The following is a 17,327-nucleotide window of genomic DNA, read 5'->3' as shown; positions in this document are numbered from 1 at the left end:
AGAGTTGCCCCCTTGGGGCGGAGGAAAGAACAGAAACCAACAACGCATCTTCCGTGTCAACGCCAAACATTCAGCAGGCCACGACAAGCCCCAGGTCGCGTTTTGGTTCCCATTCACCGTCGATGTGATCGCGGTTCAGCAACTTTGCGTGTTGCTGCTGGGGCGCTGATTGGGGCGCGGAGCGAATTGCTTCAGTCCTTGGTCAAACAAATGAAGCGACATGCCGTCGCCCACGAACACACTGGTGACGCCGAGTGAGCCGACCTCGCGGATGTTGCGCATTTCGTCATCGAAAAAGAGCATTTTATTGTAGGAAATGTCGCTGTTCTGGTGGAGTGCCGCGAAGTATTTCAACTTGGATGACGGGTAGATCTCTGAGTACGCGAATCGTTGGGCGATGCCAAGTCGCTCGACCAACTCGCGGGCCCAGGTTGGTTGCTGGGTTCGTGAGGCCAATGCCATTGGAATCTTCCGATCGTCACAGCGATCCAAAATCGCAAGCGCATCGTCGTACAAGCGAACCTGCCGGCCATCGCTGTCAAGAATTTGCGATCCACAGGTGTGAAACGGTGGCGACAAGCAATCACACCACGTTCCGCCACAATCCCAGAGCGTGAAGTCGAGGTCAAATACGACCAAGCGTGGAAGCATATCATTCATGAATGAGAATCGATCAGGCGTCGAGAATGGCAGCGATGTTTTCGGTGGGACGGCCGATTGCTGCTTTGCCGTCGTGGATCACGATCGGACGTTCAATCAGTTTAGGATGCTCCACCATGGTCGCGATCCATTGTTGCTCGGTCAGCGTTTGTTCGCCCAAGTTCAATTCTTTGAAGAGTGGTTCCTTTTTGCGAACCAAGCCTTCTGCTGGGATGCCCAGCAGTTTCACGATCTCGGTGAGTTCTTTTTTGCTGGGCGGCGTCTCCAAGTACTTGATGATCTCCGGCTCGATGCCGCGTTCTTCTAGCAACTGGAGAGCTTGGCGAGACTTGGTGCATCGTGGGTTGTGATAGATCTTGGTCATGTTGTGATTCAAGGATGGTTGGAGTGCGATGCCAGTGAAATGGAAAGGAGTTGGCGGAATATCTGAAACGCTGGGTTGGGATTGTTCAATCCCGGTCCGAGAGCAGCGGCGTTTTGCCTGGCCATCGGTCCCCACCGGCAACCACTGCTTTTGAGATCACAAACTCTTGTGGAAAGTGCCTGCCACACCGAATTCGCGAACGCGAACTGGTGAACGATCGGATGGGCATCATCGGGTGAGCCTCGGTTCGATCCAAACACCCCAGTCACCACCGCCACCGTTGCCGCCATCGCTGACTTTGAGAGTCAGGATTTGGACCTCGCTCACATCGATGTCAAACGCTTTGCCTACGCCCGCGGTCACCTGAGTCGACTTCCAAAGCGATTTGCCATCGCCAAGGACCTCAAAATCAACCCGCCCAAATTGGTTGCCTTGAATCCCACAGCGACCTGAAAAGTGTTTCCAGTCTTTCTGAAGTTCGTACACATGTTTAGCAGGTGCGTGAGCGTAGATTCCATGTGCAAAGTAGTCGCCACCCAGCGACAGCAAACGCTGCTTGTCGGGCACGGAATTGTAAGTGGGACGCAACCAACCTACCTCGGCTGATTGGGGACGGATCGTTGAGAGCCAAGCTGACTTTGTGTCCGAAGGAATCTGATTCGCATCGATTGAGATCGGTGGTTCGAGATTTTGAAAACGATCCAGCACACGTTGCCCGATCTTCATCAGGTCAGGATCCGAGTTTGCGATCTCACCAAGTCGCGTTTTTGCGTTCTCGAAGTTTCCCGTTTGCAGTTCATCCATCACTGGTTTCAATTCCAGTTCCAATCGTGCGATGGACAGATCGGGGCTGCCATCTGCGTTGACGCTGTACCGAAGGGAACGTGTGCTTGTCGTCCCGTTGATGTGGCACGACACCAACCGCAGTTCGCCGGATGTCTTGGGACGAAGGGGGCCGCTGTGCAGCGCGAACTTCCCCTGGGGGTCGGGCACGGAGGAAGCGGTTGTGGCGTCGTAGTCGCCACCGCCATCGGGATCGAAGTAAGCGACCACTGCATGGGCCGGGATGGTGCTGCTGATTTGTCCGGAAACTTGGATCGAGCGGCGAGGTCCAGCCGAAACGAGCAGGTTGTTGAAATCAGTGGAGGGACGATCGTGGATGGATCGGGGGACCTGTCGGTTGAAGACTGGATGAGCAGCCAATCGCAATGCATGAGTTTGCGTTAGAAAAGTTCCCTTGCCTTCACCACGCAATTGTTGGGCGTAGGTTCGATTGCCCGAACCCATCAAAGCTGTCCCGCGATCGGCTTCATCGGGACGTTGGCGACAGTGAGGCAGCGAGAGCGCGTGTCCCAGTTCATGGATCACGCCTCCAATGAAGATGGAGTTGTGGCGTCCGATGGTGATGCGCCCGTACTCACCATCTCGAATCGGGGTTGGATCGCGAAAACGGCGAGGATCGAGAATCTCGGAGTCGCATTGCCAGGCGGTTCCCGACAAGTGGTTTCCACCGCCGTAGTAAGGGCTGTGATGCGAGATCTTGCCGGCGACCGGATCGTAATCCATCAAGTTGCAAAACAGCAGCAACACCGATGCGTCAGCGTCGATTCCGCGTTGCCGCAACACCGGGATCACTTCTTCGCGAATTCGTCGGCCATCGGGTTTGTCGTAGTTGGTCTCTTCGCCCACGACTTCAATGATGTCGACTTGTCCGCGCTGGTTCCGCAGCACGTGCATCGACCGGTTGGCGAACCCATGTCGTTTCAGTTCGCTCTCGTAGAACCCAGCGGTTTCCTCCACGATTCGGCGGATGCGAGAGGTGTGATTGGCCGCTGGAGGGCGGTCGCGAGGGGTGAAGTACACCACGACAACGCGGCCCGGCGAATCGAGCGGATCCGCTTTGACCGCCTGGCTGATTCGCTTGCGAGCCATGGTGATCGACGGTGCCGAGGCCTGCATCCGAACCATGCTGGGCGACTGGCCCGCGGATTCAGGGATGTCCCCAGAGATCGCAGTCACGATCCCAATCAAAACAAACAGCGAGGAGGGCTTCATGGGCGAGGGATACGCTCTGCTTCCGGAGGGAGATCCATGGTCAACGGGCATCGAGTTTGACCATGATCCACCACGCGGGGCAGACTCATCAAGGGGCGATCCCCTTGCTGAGAGCATCAGTCGCCAGCGGGCGTTTGAGTCTCTTCCGGCTCCGCTTCTGGCGAACCGGACGCGGAGGAGTCGGACGTTGTCAAACCCAGTCGGTAGGCTTTTGCGATCGCTTGTCGGCTGTAGTCGATCGACTCGCCCAGGATCCGTGCGGACTCTTGGCTGGCATGGAAACCCTTGCTGTTTTCGCTGGCGATGTAGTCCAGGCGCCACATCGCTTTGCGTTGCAGATCGCGAATCGGTTTGAGTTGTTCTTCGGTTGCACCGGCCGCTTGGACTTCGATGATCGCATCCAGCATTTCTGTCATCGCACTGGCCGCGCGGTCGATGAGGGCTCGCGTTCGGTCTTGGATCACATCGACGCGAGCTTTGATCTCGGCCTCGGGAACTTTGTGGCAGGTTTGGCAAGCCTTGTTGATGTTCATCATGGGGCTGCGAACCCAGTGACTGCTGACTTTGGTGGCGCCGACCTTTTCGTATGGCATGTGGCAGTCGCTGCAACTGACGCCGGCTCGGGCGTGAATGCCCTGACTCCAAAGTTCAAATTCAGGGTGCTGGGCTTTGTAGACTTTGGTGCCGGTTGTTTTGTGGACGTAGTCGTAGAACTCTCCGCCATCGGGGAACGTGGTGGCGTCCCATTCCGCCTCAAGGTTCTCCATCTTCAGACCGTTGCTCCAGGGGTAGGTCAACGTCATCTTGTTCGCACAGTAGTACTCGACGTGGCACTGGCCGCAGACGAACGATCGCATTTCTTGGCGAGTCGCCATGGTGTTCGGATCGTAGACGCCTTGCTTGCCGCCATCTCGCCAGGCCTGGATGCTGGGCAGGTGTGGAACCTCGGCGTCGCTCTTGGCGAGTTTGTCGATGCCCAAGATGAATCCGGGACGAGTGACTCGAATCGCCATGGTTTGGGGTTCGTGGCAATCCACGCAAGAAACGGGATGGGCACCGCCGATGTGGGGATCGCCGCTGGCGGCGTCAAATCCATCGGGTGTTTGATCAATTTCGGCGTGCACTTCTTCGTACTTCTTGGTGCTGACCGCACGGAAACCGGCCAAGACCGCTTCCTGTTGAAAACCATCGGCCAGGGATTTCGCGTCCGTCGGTTTGCCTTGTTCTTCCAATCCAATTCGTCGGTACGTGGCGGCGATGGACGCGTGGCAATGCAAACAAGCACCGGATTGCTGAACGTCAGTCACCCGCTTGGTGACTTCTTGATCGCCCAACATGTGAGCGTGGCCGCGTGCTTCGCGATAATCAATGCTGAAGGCGTAGCCAGCAAACAATCGTTTCAGCCAGGGCGACTCTTCCAGTTTGCTAGGTGGTAGCGCGTGGTTGCCGCCGAAGTCGGTGTAATCGTCGTCGACGGTTTTCAGGTAGTCCTCGTATTGCTGCGGGAAGTTCAGGCCCCAGGGTTCCGGGTCCGTGCTGATCTCGGTGACCTCCACCACCCGGGTGAAGGGCACCCGTGCTTCCTGTTTGCGTTCGAAAATGTTGACCAGCAACGCGACAACGCCGAACGTTGCGAAAGCGGTCAGTGCGGTCAATAGAATCAGCCATCCGAAGCTGCGTGGTTGCTGATCGGACATGACAAACCTTTGCGAACGTAGATTGAAAGAAGAGGTCGAATGGGAGAGTGCGTCAAAGAACGAGGTTGATACCGAAGACGGTGTCAACGCGGATGCATCCAGTCCACTTTGCCGTGGCCCGCGTGGCCAACGTCGGCATGGCAGTGGACGCAGTTCTGCATGTCACCTTGCGGGGTCGCCGGCAGCAACGCGTGCACAAAATCACGATGGCAGTCCACGCAGGTGCTCTGAGTGACCCGGCGGTTGCGTGGTTTGATTTCAATCGGATCGGAATAGCCACCCAGGGTGAATGCCAAGGAGTGGAAAAATCCATTGTCACCTTTGACGATCCATTTGCCGATTTTGTCGTGCGGCAAGTGACAGTCATTGCAAACGGCAACATGGTGGTGAGAACTCTGCTGCCAAGAATCAAAGTGCGATTGCATCACGTGGCAATTGACGCAGGTTTCGGGGGTGTTGCTCAGATAGCTGGCGCCTTTCCCGTACCCGAACGTGAACGTGCCGATTCCGGCGAGCAGTCCCAGGGCAACGCAGAAGAGCATGGCAATTTTGGGGAACCGCTTCTTTCCCGCAGTCGTGCTTGGCGTCGGTTCCGATGGATCGGCGGTGGCAGATCGCATGATGATCCATTCCTTTTGCGTGATCCAAGCAGGTCGGATGCTGACTCGCTTGGTGAGCCGGAATGTAGCAGTTTCGCCGGAGCGGGAAACAGCTCATGAGTCAATATTTGCGTGCAAACGCGCAACTTGAACCAAGCTTCTCGAGCGACGTCCATTGGGTGTGCTCATTCGCTCGCTTTGCTAGCCGTGGTGTGCCGCTTCGTCGCACTTTCATAACCAGCGGGTGCGCGGAGGAACCGATTGTGGGTGTGAACACGTTGCGTCCGCGTGCCATCAGCTGACACGAGCTCGCCGCCGGATTCGCACCATCCCAAGATCCCGGAGCGGTAGTTGCGAGCCTTCATTCCGCGTCGCAGGCAACGTTGTGCAAAGATCCAGCTGCGGCCGCCGATGGTGCACGAGGCAACCACGGTGCGATTTTGGAACTCTCGCTGGCGTGACTGGAATTCGTCGCGGGAGATGGAGCCTGGAATGTGCGACACATTCCTCTCGGGTTCAGATCGAACGTCGACGAGAACGATCGATGGATCGTTCTGTTCCAGTCGTCTGGCGAGCTCCTCGGTCGAGATCTCTTCCACGCGAGTCAATCCGATGAAGGGAGCGATCCGGTTGAGCCAGAGGACGAATTGTTCGGATAGCCAAATCATGGGTGATTCCTAACGGGCCGAAGCTCCAACCAAATGGGAGTGCGTGAGCAGATACATTGTTGGCTCATGGAGGCACTGGAGAAACCAGGGAATCCTCGGGTTTAGCGTTTGACTCTCCCTTTGGAGGAGGCCGTAGGATGGCGGAAATGTTCAGCATAGGCGAATTTTCCAAGATGACCGGGCTGACGATCAAGTCACTCCGGTTTTATCACCAGCAGGGCGTTCTAACGCCTTGTCGCGTCGAAGTCGGAAGCGGGTACCGCTATTACTCGGAAACGCAGGTCGACACGGCACGGGTGATTGCTCAGCTTCGTGAGCTGGAATTCTCTGTGGCTGACGTTCGAGAAATACTGAGCAACCACAGTGACGATGCCGACATTGTCGAACGTTTGAGGTCCCAGCGAGCTGTGATCAAAGAACGGATGAAAAAGGATCGCGACATTGCAGGGTTGCTCGATCAAATCATTGTCCATGAAACCGAGGCCACCCAAACGATGAACCAGACCAGCTACGCCGTCGAGGAAAAGAACGTCGACCCATGTTTGATCGCGAGCATTCGCATGCAGGGGGCCTACCGCGAATGCGGCAAAGGATTCGCGAAAATTGGCCGTCGACTGGGGCGTTTCATCAATGGCAAACCCATGTTGTTGCACCATGACACCGAATACAAAGAAGCGGACGCCGACTTCGAGGCTTGCCTGCCGGTGAAGAAAGGCGAATCAAGCGACGAGATCATCGTCCGAGAACTGCCTGGCGGACGAGCGCTGTCGTTGATGCATTTGGGACCATACGAAGAGATTGGTCGGTCCTACGAGAAAATCATCAAGCATGCGAAAACGCAGTCGCTGAACTACCACTTGCCGACGCGAGAGATTTACCACAAAGGACCCGGGATGATCTTCCGAGGCAATCCCAAGAAGTATCTCACCGAGATTGTATTTCTGATTTCGAAGGACGTTTCCTGAAGGCCGCTGGTCCATCGTACAACCTGTTTCAACCATCATTCGAGGTCGCATCATGAGCGATGCCATTTCCATGTTTCTCTCCGCTTCCACCTTTGCCGTCGCGGGGGCTTCTGCTCGCCAGCACAAGTACGGCAACAAGGTCTTCCGGGCTCTGATTGGATCCGGGCGGATCGCGTACCCGCTCAATCCGATCACGGAAGAGATTGAGGGGCATCAGGCCTACCCGCGGCTTCAAGATTTGCCGACGGTGCCCGAGGCGGTTTCGATCATCACTCCGCCGGAGGTGACTCGCAAAGTGGTCGCTGACGCGATCGAAGCGGGCGTGAAGCACCTTTGGATGCAACCCGGTGCGGAGGACGACGGAGCCAGCCATGCAGCTCGCCAGGCCGGGCTGAGCGTGATCGACGACGGCAGTTGCATTCTGGTGCTGCTTGCTCGTGAATGACGTGCAACTTGACGGGGTTGGAGCGGGCAAGATGCAGGATGAACATCGCTGGCTACTTTTCGATGGAGTAGCCGGCGTTTTTCCAGGCACTCATGCTGCCGGGCACGTTGTGGACACGCTGAAATCCGTTCCGTTCCAAGACACTCGCCGCGATGCTCGCTCGATACCCACTGCCGCAGTAAACCGCGACTGGATCGTCGCGGCTCAAATCCAGCTCGCCGTTGACGCCGCTTCGCATCTCGGCGACGTAACAATGCTTCGCTCCTGAAATTCGGTTGGATTGGTATTCAGACGGCGCACGAACGTCCAGGATTTGAAAGTCGCTCTGGTGTTGGTGCAGATCGTGGACGGTGAGTTGTGGAGTCATCGACAGCGGAAGACCTGCATTGTTCCAGGCCTTCATGCCGCCGACGAGGTAGCCGGCGAAGCGATGCAGTCCAACGATCGCAAAATGCCAAGTGACCCAGTCCAATCGAGTTTCATCCTCAACAACCAGCAAGATGGGGCGATCGTAGTCGAGCATGTCCCCGGCCCAGACCGACAATTCAGGCCGGTCACCCAAGTTCATCGCGCCGGCAATGTGGCCTCCACCGAACGCGAGCATTTGACGTGTGTCGACCAGTTGTGCTGCGCCGGATTGAATCGCCTCTTGAAATTCTGTGGGAGGAAGCCCCGGCACGACGGGAGCGCGGCCAATCAGCTGGGGCCCTTTCGCATTGATCTTTTTGAGGATCGGGTAGTGATGAGGAACCGGAGGGGCGCCGTCGCTGACAAACTTTTCGAATTCCTCGAAGTTCTCGTGCTGCAGGAACGCATTGTTCTTGCGTTCCTGGCCGATGGTCGTCATCGGCCGCTCGCCGATGTCGGCTCCACACGCGGAACCCGCACCATGACAGGGGTAGACGATGACGTGATCGGCCAGATTCAGGTAGTAATCACGGAGCGTCGAGAACAGTTGCTTGGTGAGTTCTTCGGTTTCCTCTGCCCCCAATAAATCGGGGCGACCAGCGGATCCGACAAACAATGAGTCACCGCTGAGCACGCCCCATGGCTCGTTCGGTGAATCAGAATCAGCCAGTTCATAGGAGAGGTGTTCTGGCGTGTGACCCGGGGTGTGCCGAGCCGTCAGCGTCGTGGAGCCAAAGCCAAATGAATCTCCGCCTTTGATTTGCTGAACATCAAATTCGTAGCTGGCATCGCCTTCGCCGCTCGCGAAAATCTTCGCGTTGCCGAGTCGGGACTGAAGTTCACACGCTCCGCTCATGAAGTCCGCGTGAATGTGAGTCTCGAAGATGTGCGTGATCGCGACCCCGTGCTGGCGACTGAGGCGAAGGTAGGATTCCACGTTGGGTTGCGGGTCGATGACCGCAGCGGTTCCCGTGCTATCGTCTCCAATCAGATAGGACAACTGCGAGATTCCTTCGGTTTGAATCGTTTCAAAAATCATGCTCATCAGAGTCGCCTGAAGCTCAGGGAAGGATCGGTGTCGGAACAATCAGCCCAGCGAGGTTCGTCACTGAACTTCGCCGGCCTCCGCAGCAGCGAATGACCCGCTGGGTCTGGAGTTTCAAGAGGATCCGTTCGCGGTGGCTTGGGTTCGGGTGTCGACGTATTGCTTCACGAACTGCTCCAGTTCGGGTTTGTCACACTCAAACCCCATCTCCTTGGCTTGCTCGAGTGCTTGGTCGCCCGAGATGCCCTGTTCCACCGCGGTGTGCATCATCATCATTGCCCCGGCCCGCTTGCCGCTTTTGCAGTGAGCCAAAACCGGTTTGGGAAGCGACTGATACTGTTCTCGGAATTGATCCACCTTCTGTTCGTCCATTCCATCCATCGAGACCGGGACGTGCAGGTACTTCAGGCCGGCCGATCGCACAACTTCGGCTTCCGCATCTGGGCACAAGGGCTGCTCCTCTTCCCCGGTGGTGCGGAAGTTGATGACCGACTGAAAGCCCTGCTCCGGCAATTGCTTCAGTTCGGTTTCGCTGGGCTGTGCGGCAACAGTGAGTTGATCGTTGAATTTCATTCGATTCGACATGGGGGATTCCTGGTGCGGTGAGGGGAAGATTCGCAAGCTCGAAACAAGCTCGAAAGACGAGTTGCGGAGACTTCCTGGGACTGACGCAACTGGCATTCCAGATTCGGCCATGAAAAAACACTTGGAGGCGTCGTGAATGAGCTTTGACCATGGAAAATGGGGCCAGACCGTGATGGAGGGACTGTGCTTTTTGCTGTCTCACTTGTGTGACCATCAGCGCACTTCGGCTCGATTGTTTCGCGAAATTCCAGTTTGAACGCTTTGGCACCAAGATTGCGATTTTGGTGGCTGGGTCACCGCTACCAGCGATCGGGCGATGCCATTGGTCAATTGGGATCGCATTTCATTTCTAGGAGTCGAAGTCATGCGCAATGTTTTGCTAGCCATTGATGGGTCGAAACCATCGGAAGAAACGGCGAAATTTGTTGCTCGCCTTCCCCATTTTGATCCTGTTGATCTGACCGTGGTGTCGGTGGTGCACCGGCGGTTTGTTCACGCCAGCTACTCGACCAACGAGTTGATTGAAAAGGCGTACGAACAGGACCGTGCGAATGCCATGAAGAGCCTGGAGCGAGTTGCACTCCTGTTTGAGGGTGCCAACGTGCAGGTGAAGACGGAATTGCTCGAAGGGGTGGTCGGTGAGTCAATTGTTGAAAAGGCCAAGGAGATCAAAGCTGACTTGGTCGTTGTGGGAGCGACGGGGCACTCCCAGATCAGCCGCATGTTGCTGGGAAGTATCAGCGACTTTGTGGCAACTCACGCACCTTGCAGTGTGTTGGTGGTCCGCCCGGAAGGGTTGCCAGCCAATGGGGAACCGTTGAAGGTTTGCCTGGGCTACGAGGGCACGGGCCCCTGCCAAGCCGCCCTCGAAGAACTGATGGAAAGCCCTTGGCGAGGGCAGACCGAATTGAATGTGGTTCTGGTGGCAGCTTGTCTGAATGACTTGTACGCAGACTCGAACTGCGTGCAGTACTACAAAAAGGAACTGGCTCGCGCCAAAGAACAGTTGGAAGAGGTGTCGGATCATGTGACCACTCACTTCCTGGAGGACGTTCACTACGGCGAAGCCATCACTCGATTCGTGGAAACACACGGGATCAATTTGGTTGTCTTGGGGGAAACGCCTCGTTCGCAGTTCAGCCGATTCTTGTTGGGAAGCACGTCGCAGTACGTGCTGCGTCATGTGCCCTGCAGCGTGTGGATCACTCGGAATCGAATGATCGAAGGGCTGAAGCACAAACGAGTGGAATCCAGCTCCAAAACAGCACTCAGCTGAATGGCGGAGGATGGACTAGGGGTTCCTGCGAAAGTGCCTGTCGTTCACTCGACAGGCACTTTTTTGGGTTGAACTTTGTCGACTGAAAAGGGGCCTTTTCCCGTTCGGTGAGCGAGTCTGCTCAACGGTCAGACGCGGCACGTCGAGCAGGCGGTCGTTGCAGCATGCTGAGCTGAAGGCTCAGGTGCTCGTTGTGGATTGCTCGGCAATCTGACGGTGAGCTTGGGCGCGATCCTCTTTGTCCCGAACGATCAGCACGCTGCAGGCTGCATGGCGAAGCACGTAACGTGAGGTGCTGCCCAGAAACACGCGGGTGAGCAGCCCACTGTCGCTGTCACCCGTCACGGCCAAGTCACAACCATGGCGCCGCGAATATTCGACCAAGGCTTCGCCAACGTGGTCGGCCTCGACCAAATGTGTCTCCGTGTTCAGGCTCAGAGCCTGCAGTTTGGTTTCAAAATCCAAGATCTGGGTTTGAGCTTGTTCATACTGCGACTCCCAGATTGCCGACGCGTGCTGCCGCAGGTCTTGTCGATAAAACGTGAACCGATCCAAGATGCGAACCAGGTGAATCTCAACGTTGGGACGGACTTTGAGTTCCTTCAGCCACAACAGCATGCGTTCGTCTTCCGGGTGTCCCGAGAGTGCCAGCATGATTTTCTGCAGCCCTGGTTCCAGACTGGCTTCTTGCGGCGACCGCACGACCAGAGCACTGGTGTCGGCGTGAGTAGCCACGTAATCCGAAACACTGCCCAGCAAGACGCGTTCGATGGCCGAGTGACCAATGGCACCCAGCACGATCAGGTCGGCGTTGCACTGTTCGGCAACGTCCAGCAAGGAAGAGGTCGGGGGCCCAATTGGCACGTGGGTGTGCACCGAATGGACGTGATCATGGGACTCCAAGTCCTTTGCCAGAATTGAAATCGCTTCTCGGTTGCGGTCGGTTTCGATGTCCAGGAAAGCGCCGAAGTCCAAGGGCATCGCCATCGATCCAGTGTCAACCATCATGGGCGGAGCGACGACCGACACCAAATCGAAATCAACGGGTTTTCGAAACGGCAGGTGAGATGCAAATTCGACGGCCCGCTGTGCGTAAGTCGAAGAGTCAACAGCCAGTAGAATTCGCATCGTTCAGTTCCCAGGAGGAGAGTGTCCAGTTGAAATAACAGAGCGAGGATCCAGGACGATCCTGCTCGCACTGTTCGGGGCAGAGTTGCAACCTTCAGACCATCGGGAAATTCAAAGAAACGAGATGGGATGTGTGACAGAATGGCACGCTTACCAAGCGATCGCTGTGTCCCCGGGCACGGCTGCCTCAGCCAACGCGATCGGAAGCGGAATCGATGGAGCGGAGTGATGGAACGCAAGCGTGACGAGGCAGCTCCTTCAGTGCCACGGATTCGACAACGATTACGCGCACCGTTTCACTGAACACGAGCACGACGGTTGGTTGTGAACCACAAACGACGTTGTGATTTCGATGGACGTTGCCCCCGTTTCTGAGTCTGCAACGAAGTGCCCCGTGTCTCCTCGCCCTCGCCCTCGCCCTCGCCCTCGTGCTCGTGCTCGTGCTCGTACTCGAAATGGAAGTAGGCCGGACCAAGCGAAGCGCCGTTCCGGCAGAAGCTGATTCGTTGGTGCCCGATCGACATCGCACCGCGCCCCGGCCGCGTCCACCCCACACGACGGCCTCCCAAGGCTGTCGAACCGCAAGCGAATCGAACCTTCGTCCACCAACCTTTGCCCCGGAGAGCAGGAATCGAAAGCACAGTTCAAGGGCGATCAGCAGAGCGGTTCACCGTCCTTTAGCAGTCCTCTTGAACTGGGAAGCCAACGGGGGACGAAGCCAACGGGGGACAGAGCACTTTTCCGGGGTGCCTCGAAGAGCCCGTGTTTCAAGTTGGCTGGTGGTTGCCTGCATGGAGAGCGGTTCCGGAGCGTCGCCAGCTGTTGAGCCCGTTCGCTCTGATCCGTCTCGGCTGCAGCGCTGCCAGAGCCAACTGGGTACAGGGAGCCAACTGGGGGACAGAGCACTTTTCCGGGGTGCCTCGAAGAGCCCGTGTTTCAAGTTGGCTTGTGGTTGCCTGCATGGAGAGCGGTTCCGGAGCGTCGCCAGCTGTTGAGCCCGTTCGCTCTGGTCCGTTTCGGCTGCAACGCCACCAGAGCATCAGGCCAATCGGTGGCCGAACGGCAAAAGTAGAGCGAGAGGTGCGGCTAAGCGGTCGTCATCAACTCACGGGCGCGACGTCGCAAGTGATACCGTCGCTGCGTCTGGTGACTGCGTATCGAATCAACGCTCTCGGGACGCCCGGCAACATTGCCGAACAGCTTGCCAAAGTTGCCGGCCAGTTCACACCAAGCCGTTCCGTCCAGACCCAAGCGTTTCAACACCGCCGCAACGGAAGCCGGCGTCGTGCCCCCTTTGCCTGGGATCGACTGACGGGCCGTCCAGTCCAGCAGTTCCAGGTAATCCACCAACGACATTGCCAGGAACCCCTTTTCGCTACAACGATCCCGAAGCGGTGACGGGTCGGGGCTGATGGGATCGGACGCTTCGTCGATGGTGAGTGGAGACAGGAACGCGTCGGGGCGTTTGGTTTGCCGCTCCGGCCCTTCCTTCAGTGCTTGAGTGGCGTCCTGCGTCTGGACAACGTCCTGCTGCGCTGCTTCGATCCGACGCTGCACCGACGTGTGATCGCTGGTTTCGAGCGTCTGAGCCATGGCTGCCCGAATCAAGTTCAAATCCACGTAGGCTGAGCACGCCAGCAAACTGGCTTCATCCACCAACCGTGTCGCTTTGTAGCGATCTTGAAAGAACCGGCCGCTTTCGTCTTCCTCGGCGTTGGCCCGCATCGAGACCCGCTGGCACAGCAACCGCATCCACCAACTCAGGCTGGACAGCCGCTGGCGAATCTCGGCCAGCTTCACCGGGCAGCCGGCAATGGCACGAATTTCTGGCTTGGTCGGCTCAGCCGGGCTGCCGTCGGGCTTGCGGTTGTGGGGACAGATTCGGCACCAGCGAGCGGCCACTTCCTCGTCACTCCAGGACGCCACGACATCGGGACGCGTACGAAGAATCAGGTGAAAGTGATTCGAGAGGATTGCGAAGCCCAGCAAGTCGATCCCAAACTCAGCCGCGAATTGGTGCAGCAAGTCTTCGATCCAAACCTTTCGATGATCGAAGTTCTTGCCGGAGACGGAATCATCGCCCAGCAGGAAACAGCGGCGACAGGTGCGGTTCCAAACATGGGCCACCGCCACCTCATCGGGATCAAACACTTCACAGCGGGCAAGACGAACCATCGACGCAACCTCACAAAGAAGAAACCAGCGTCAAACTCCACCCAATCGTTATTTGTGTGTCCATCCCGAAAGTCAACCCTCGAAAAGGTGCTCTGTCCCTCAGCGTTCCTCCTCAGCGTTCCTGTCCCTCAGCGTTCGGTCCCTCAGCGTTCGATGACCACGGTGTTCGCGCTCGACCTCCCCTCGCTTCGCTCGACCCTCCTGCCAGGAGGGTAAATTCATTCGTAGGCTGGACCCCTCGGCCACAGGGAAAGCCCCCTCACCCTTGCCCTCTCCCCCGAAACGCGTTTCGGGGGAGAGGGGACTTCGGCTTGCTGGCGCGGCGCCGTTGGGTTGGGAAGTGGAGCAATCGATTCCCGACGCCGACTCGCTTGAACCCCTTCCGGGATGAAAACGGCACGACAAAGGCAGGATGCCGCGGCCGCGGTAGGGAGCTTCCCGCATGTGAACCGTTTTTTTTGACCGTTCTTTAGCGAGCAACGAGGACCGATTGCGAGGCGTGCCGAAGGACGAAGCGACTGACGCTTCCTAGCATCACCCGCTCGATCAGGGATTCGTCTTGGTCGCCGACGATGATCAAATCACATTGGTGTGAGTCGGCGTAGTCGACGATGGTTTGCCCCACGTGAGCGGACTCCACCAGCATCGGTTGAACTTTCATGCCCAAGGATTCCAGATGAGGTCGTGTGGATTCCATCAGCTTCCAGGCGGCCGAGCGAACCTCTTCCATGTAGGCGGAGACCTTCTTCAGCAAATGAAGTTCGTATTCCGGGTGCGTTTCCATCACGTGCAACAGATGAACCTCGCATCCAGGTTGCAATTGCAGCAACTCAATCCAGCCTGGCAAACTGGAGTCCGGGGCGGCATTGCTGATGGCAACCACCACGCGAGAAAACATTCCTTCGGTTGTGTCCAGCGGCGGATCAATCGGGCGATGAATCAGGCACGTGCACTGGGCGCGGTTGGCCACATAGTCGGAGGTGCTTCCCAGCATGATCCTCGCAATCGCGGAGTGCCCGACTGACCCCAGCACGATCCAGTCCGCCGAAATCTTTTCCGCCAAATCCAGCAATCCGCGGCCGGGGTTTCCTTGTGTGACCAGTGGCTGGCACGAGGCGAAGTGGGGGCCAAACTTTTGAACCAGTTTGTTCAGGTGCGCCTGCTCGGCTTTGATTTGAGAATCAATGACTTCTTGGGGGATCCAAGACAGGTCGGCTTCATCGACTTGGTACAGCGAGGGTTCCGGGAGCACGGTGGCGAGCGAGACCTCGCATGCTTTCGAAACTCGCGACAGTGCCAAAGCTTCCAATGCGCTGTGAGCCGGCGGCGAAGAATCCATTCCGACCAGCGTTTTCAAGGGAGCCTGTTTGGGTTCGCTCATGTGATTTCTTCCGAGGGCAAGTTTTGTTCGAAGCGTTCGAGCAAGCGATACAGTTTACGGCGGTGGATTCCTAGGTGCCGAGCCGTTTTTGCTTTGTTTCCACCGAGTTGTTCGAGGACCTTGAGCACGTGGGCTTTGACAAGGTCGTCCACCTTGAGGTTGCTGTCACCGAGCGCGAAATGGGGTTCCGTTTTGGTTGGCAAGCCATTGGCGAAAGCCTTGGTTGCCGTCGCGCCCGAAGGGTTCGTTTCTCGAGCGATCCGTTGGGGAGAGGTGTGTGCGGCGGTCGACCGGGGAATTGGGTGAAGGAGTTCCCGCGGCAAGTCGTCCATCGTGATCCTTTGATGGTTGCCTAAAATCGTCGCCCGTTCAATGACATTGATCAGCTGACGAACATTCCCGGGCCAGTGGTAATGGATCAGCGTTTTGTGAGCTTCTGGGTCAACGGACCATCCCGGCGGCAGGAAGTGCTGTAACAGTTGCTCGATGTCACCTTCACGCTCGCGGAGTGGGGGCAACCTCAGTGTCAGGACGTTGATTCGGTAGAAGAGGTCTTCGCGAAAATGTCCGTCTTTGACTTCTTCGGTCAGGTCTCGGTTGGTCGCGGCGATCAAGCGAACCTTCACCTTGCGTTCGCGATGGCAGCCGATTCGGCGGAGAGATCCGTCTTCCAGGACTCGCAGCAGTTTGGGCTGCAACTCGCATGGCAATTCGCCGACCTCGTCGATGAACAGCGTCCCGCCATCGGCGATTTCAAACAGCCCCGGTTTGTCGACTGTTGCTCCGGTAAAGGATCCCTTTTGATGACCAAACAGTTCGCTTTCGACAAGCTGTTGTGGCAAGGCGGCGCAGTTGACGGTCACAAACGGTCGGTCCGACAGATCGCTTTGTTGTTGGACGGCGCGGGCCACCACTTCTTTGCCTGTTCCGCTTTCGCCCTCAATCAGCACCGGTTTGCGGGTCGGTGCAACTTTCGAAATCATCCGTGTGAGTTCCTTCATCACCACGGAATTGCCTATCAACTTGGGGGATGGGCGATCTCGCGTCACGATGGCTTTGAGTTGTTGGTTCTCTTTTCGGAGTTGCCCTCGTTGGCGGGCAAGTTGCACGCGATGTTCGAGATCCGCCAGTGAACAGGGCTTGGTCAAAAAGTCGCAGGCGCCCATCTGCATCGCTTGCACACAGGCTTCGATGGTCCCTTTGCCCGTCAAGAACAGGACTTCGACCTCCAAAGATTCCTCTTGGACGCGCTGCATCAATTCCAGTCCACTCATTCCCGGCATATCGATGTCGAACACCGCCACATCAAAATCTTCGCGGTTGAGCAGGGACATTGCTTCGGCGCCACTCGCTGCCAATTGGACCCTGTGCCCCATTCGCTCCATGAATTTGCCGCAACTGCGCCGATAATCATCTTCATCATCGACAAGTAGCAATTGAATGGTTGGGCTCATGGTGGGATTCAGGCAATCAAGTTTTGGTCGGGAATCTGGGCTGGACCACGTCCTTCTGCGATCTTTGTTCCAGTGTCAGAATGACGGTGAATCAGCCCTGCAGGGGTTGCGAATGTGCGGCTGGGGCCACCTGGTGTGCGGTATGGCACGAGTGACGTGTTCACGGGTGGATGCCAGCGAATGCCGTGATGGAAAATGGGGCGATGCGATCACTGCGGGCGTGGCTTTTGCCGGTCGCTCAGATCGCTGCGTCGCCATGGCACATCGTTCGCGTTCGATCCTTCGCGTTTTGTTGGACGTCGTCTTTCGCCTTGGCCAAATGCCGCTCGTGCCCAAGCAACCCTCGCTGCTACCTTCAGCTTCCCACTCATCACCTCCGCTCAGCGAACAGCAGCCAATTCGCTTCCTGGGCGAACCGTTGC

15 protein-coding genes are annotated in these 17,327 nt (G+C 57.2%); 3 read left to right on the top strand and 12 right to left on the bottom strand.

Annotation, left to right across the window (positions count from 1 at the left end; genetic code table 11):
• Window positions 1-135: 135 nt before the first annotated feature.
• The 6 genes from PSR62_RS01280 to PSR62_RS01255 form a co-directional block, all read right to left on the bottom strand.
• On the bottom strand, window positions 136-660 hold the full coding sequence (locus tag PSR62_RS01280) for a magnesium-dependent phosphatase-1 (protein ID WP_274406030.1): 525 nt from the start codon (window positions 658-660) through the stop codon (window positions 136-138).
• Between the two features lie 13 nt (window positions 661-673).
• A complete protein-coding gene (arsC, locus tag PSR62_RS01275; protein ID WP_274406029.1) occupies window positions 674-1,024 on the bottom strand; it encodes an arsenate reductase (glutaredoxin) in 351 nt (116 codons plus the stop codon).
• Between the two features lie 228 nt (window positions 1,025-1,252).
• On the bottom strand, window positions 1,253-3,043 hold the full coding sequence (locus tag PSR62_RS01270) for an NPCBM/NEW2 domain-containing protein (protein ID WP_274406028.1): 1,791 nt from the start codon (window positions 3,041-3,043) through the stop codon (window positions 1,253-1,255).
• A gap of 152 nt (window positions 3,044-3,195) precedes the next feature.
• On the bottom strand, window positions 3,196-4,776 hold the full coding sequence (locus PSR62_RS01265) for an ammonia-forming cytochrome c nitrite reductase subunit c552 (RefSeq protein ID WP_274406027.1): 1,581 nt from the start codon (window positions 4,774-4,776) through the stop codon (window positions 3,196-3,198).
• Between the two features lie 83 nt (window positions 4,777-4,859).
• The gene (nrfH, locus tag PSR62_RS01260; protein WP_274406026.1) at window positions 4,860-5,396 is read right to left on the bottom strand and encodes a cytochrome c nitrite reductase small subunit; all 537 of its coding nucleotides are present in this window, start codon (window positions 5,394-5,396) and stop codon (window positions 4,860-4,862) included.
• 164 nt (window positions 5,397-5,560) lie between these two features.
• Window positions 5,561-6,043, bottom strand: coding sequence for a rhodanese-like domain-containing protein (locus tag PSR62_RS01255; protein WP_274406025.1), 483 nt, complete (start codon window positions 6,041-6,043; stop codon window positions 5,561-5,563).
• 146 nt (window positions 6,044-6,189) lie between these two features.
• Between PSR62_RS01255 and PSR62_RS01250 the strand changes: the two genes are divergently transcribed.
• Together PSR62_RS01250 and PSR62_RS01245 are read left to right on the top strand one after the other, a co-directional pair.
• A complete protein-coding gene (locus tag PSR62_RS01250; RefSeq protein ID WP_274406024.1) occupies window positions 6,190-7,008 on the top strand; it encodes a MerR family transcriptional regulator in 819 nt (272 codons plus the stop codon).
• A gap of 52 nt (window positions 7,009-7,060) precedes the next feature.
• Window positions 7,061-7,453, top strand: a complete 393-nt coding sequence (locus PSR62_RS01245) for a CoA-binding protein (RefSeq protein ID WP_274406023.1) — start codon at window positions 7,061-7,063, stop codon at window positions 7,451-7,453.
• A gap of 52 nt (window positions 7,454-7,505) precedes the next feature.
• On the opposite strand, the gene PSR62_RS01240 is transcribed toward PSR62_RS01245, so the two are convergent.
• Window positions 7,506-8,900: an MBL fold metallo-hydrolase gene (locus PSR62_RS01240; protein ID WP_274406022.1), complete on the bottom strand. Its 1,395-nt coding sequence runs from the start codon at window positions 8,898-8,900 to the stop codon at window positions 7,506-7,508.
• 120 nt (window positions 8,901-9,020) lie between these two features.
• The gene (locus tag PSR62_RS01235; RefSeq protein ID WP_274406021.1) at window positions 9,021-9,491 is read right to left on the bottom strand and encodes a protein tyrosine phosphatase family protein; all 471 of its coding nucleotides are present in this window, start codon (window positions 9,489-9,491) and stop codon (window positions 9,021-9,023) included.
• A 316-nt stretch (window positions 9,492-9,807) separates the two neighbouring features.
• On the opposite strand from PSR62_RS01235, the gene PSR62_RS01230 reads away from it, so the two are divergent.
• Window positions 9,808-10,767, top strand: a complete 960-nt coding sequence (locus tag PSR62_RS01230) for a universal stress protein (RefSeq protein WP_274406020.1) — start codon at window positions 9,808-9,810, stop codon at window positions 10,765-10,767.
• A 180-nt stretch (window positions 10,768-10,947) separates the two neighbouring features.
• Here the strand turns inward: PSR62_RS01230 and PSR62_RS01225 are convergent, their stop codons facing one another.
• The 4 genes from PSR62_RS01225 to PSR62_RS01210 all read right to left on the bottom strand — a co-directional run bounded on the left by PSR62_RS01225 (window position 10,948) and on the right by PSR62_RS01210 (window position 16,905).
• Window positions 10,948-11,895: a universal stress protein gene (locus PSR62_RS01225; protein WP_274406019.1), complete on the bottom strand. Its 948-nt coding sequence runs from the start codon at window positions 11,893-11,895 to the stop codon at window positions 10,948-10,950.
• A gap of 1,086 nt (window positions 11,896-12,981) precedes the next feature.
• Window positions 12,982-14,070, bottom strand: a complete 1,089-nt coding sequence (locus PSR62_RS01220; RefSeq protein ID WP_274406018.1) for a hypothetical protein — start codon at window positions 14,068-14,070, stop codon at window positions 12,982-12,984.
• Between the two features lie 469 nt (window positions 14,071-14,539).
• A complete protein-coding gene (locus PSR62_RS01215; protein ID WP_274406017.1) occupies window positions 14,540-15,451 on the bottom strand; it encodes a universal stress protein in 912 nt (303 codons plus the stop codon).
• Window positions 15,448-16,905, bottom strand: a complete 1,458-nt coding sequence (locus tag PSR62_RS01210; protein WP_274406016.1) for a sigma-54-dependent transcriptional regulator — start codon at window positions 16,903-16,905, stop codon at window positions 15,448-15,450. Before PSR62_RS01210 ends, PSR62_RS01215 begins: the two co-directional genes overlap by 4 nt.
• Window positions 16,906-17,327 lie beyond the last annotated feature (422 nt).

Origin of the sequence: Rhodopirellula sp. P2 (assembly GCF_028768465.1) — a bacterium.
Taxonomy (GTDB): domain Bacteria; phylum Planctomycetota; class Planctomycetia; order Pirellulales; family Pirellulaceae; genus Rhodopirellula.
The sequence above is the reverse complement of the archived record's forward strand: the minus strand, read 5'-3'. Positions and strand labels throughout refer to the sequence as shown.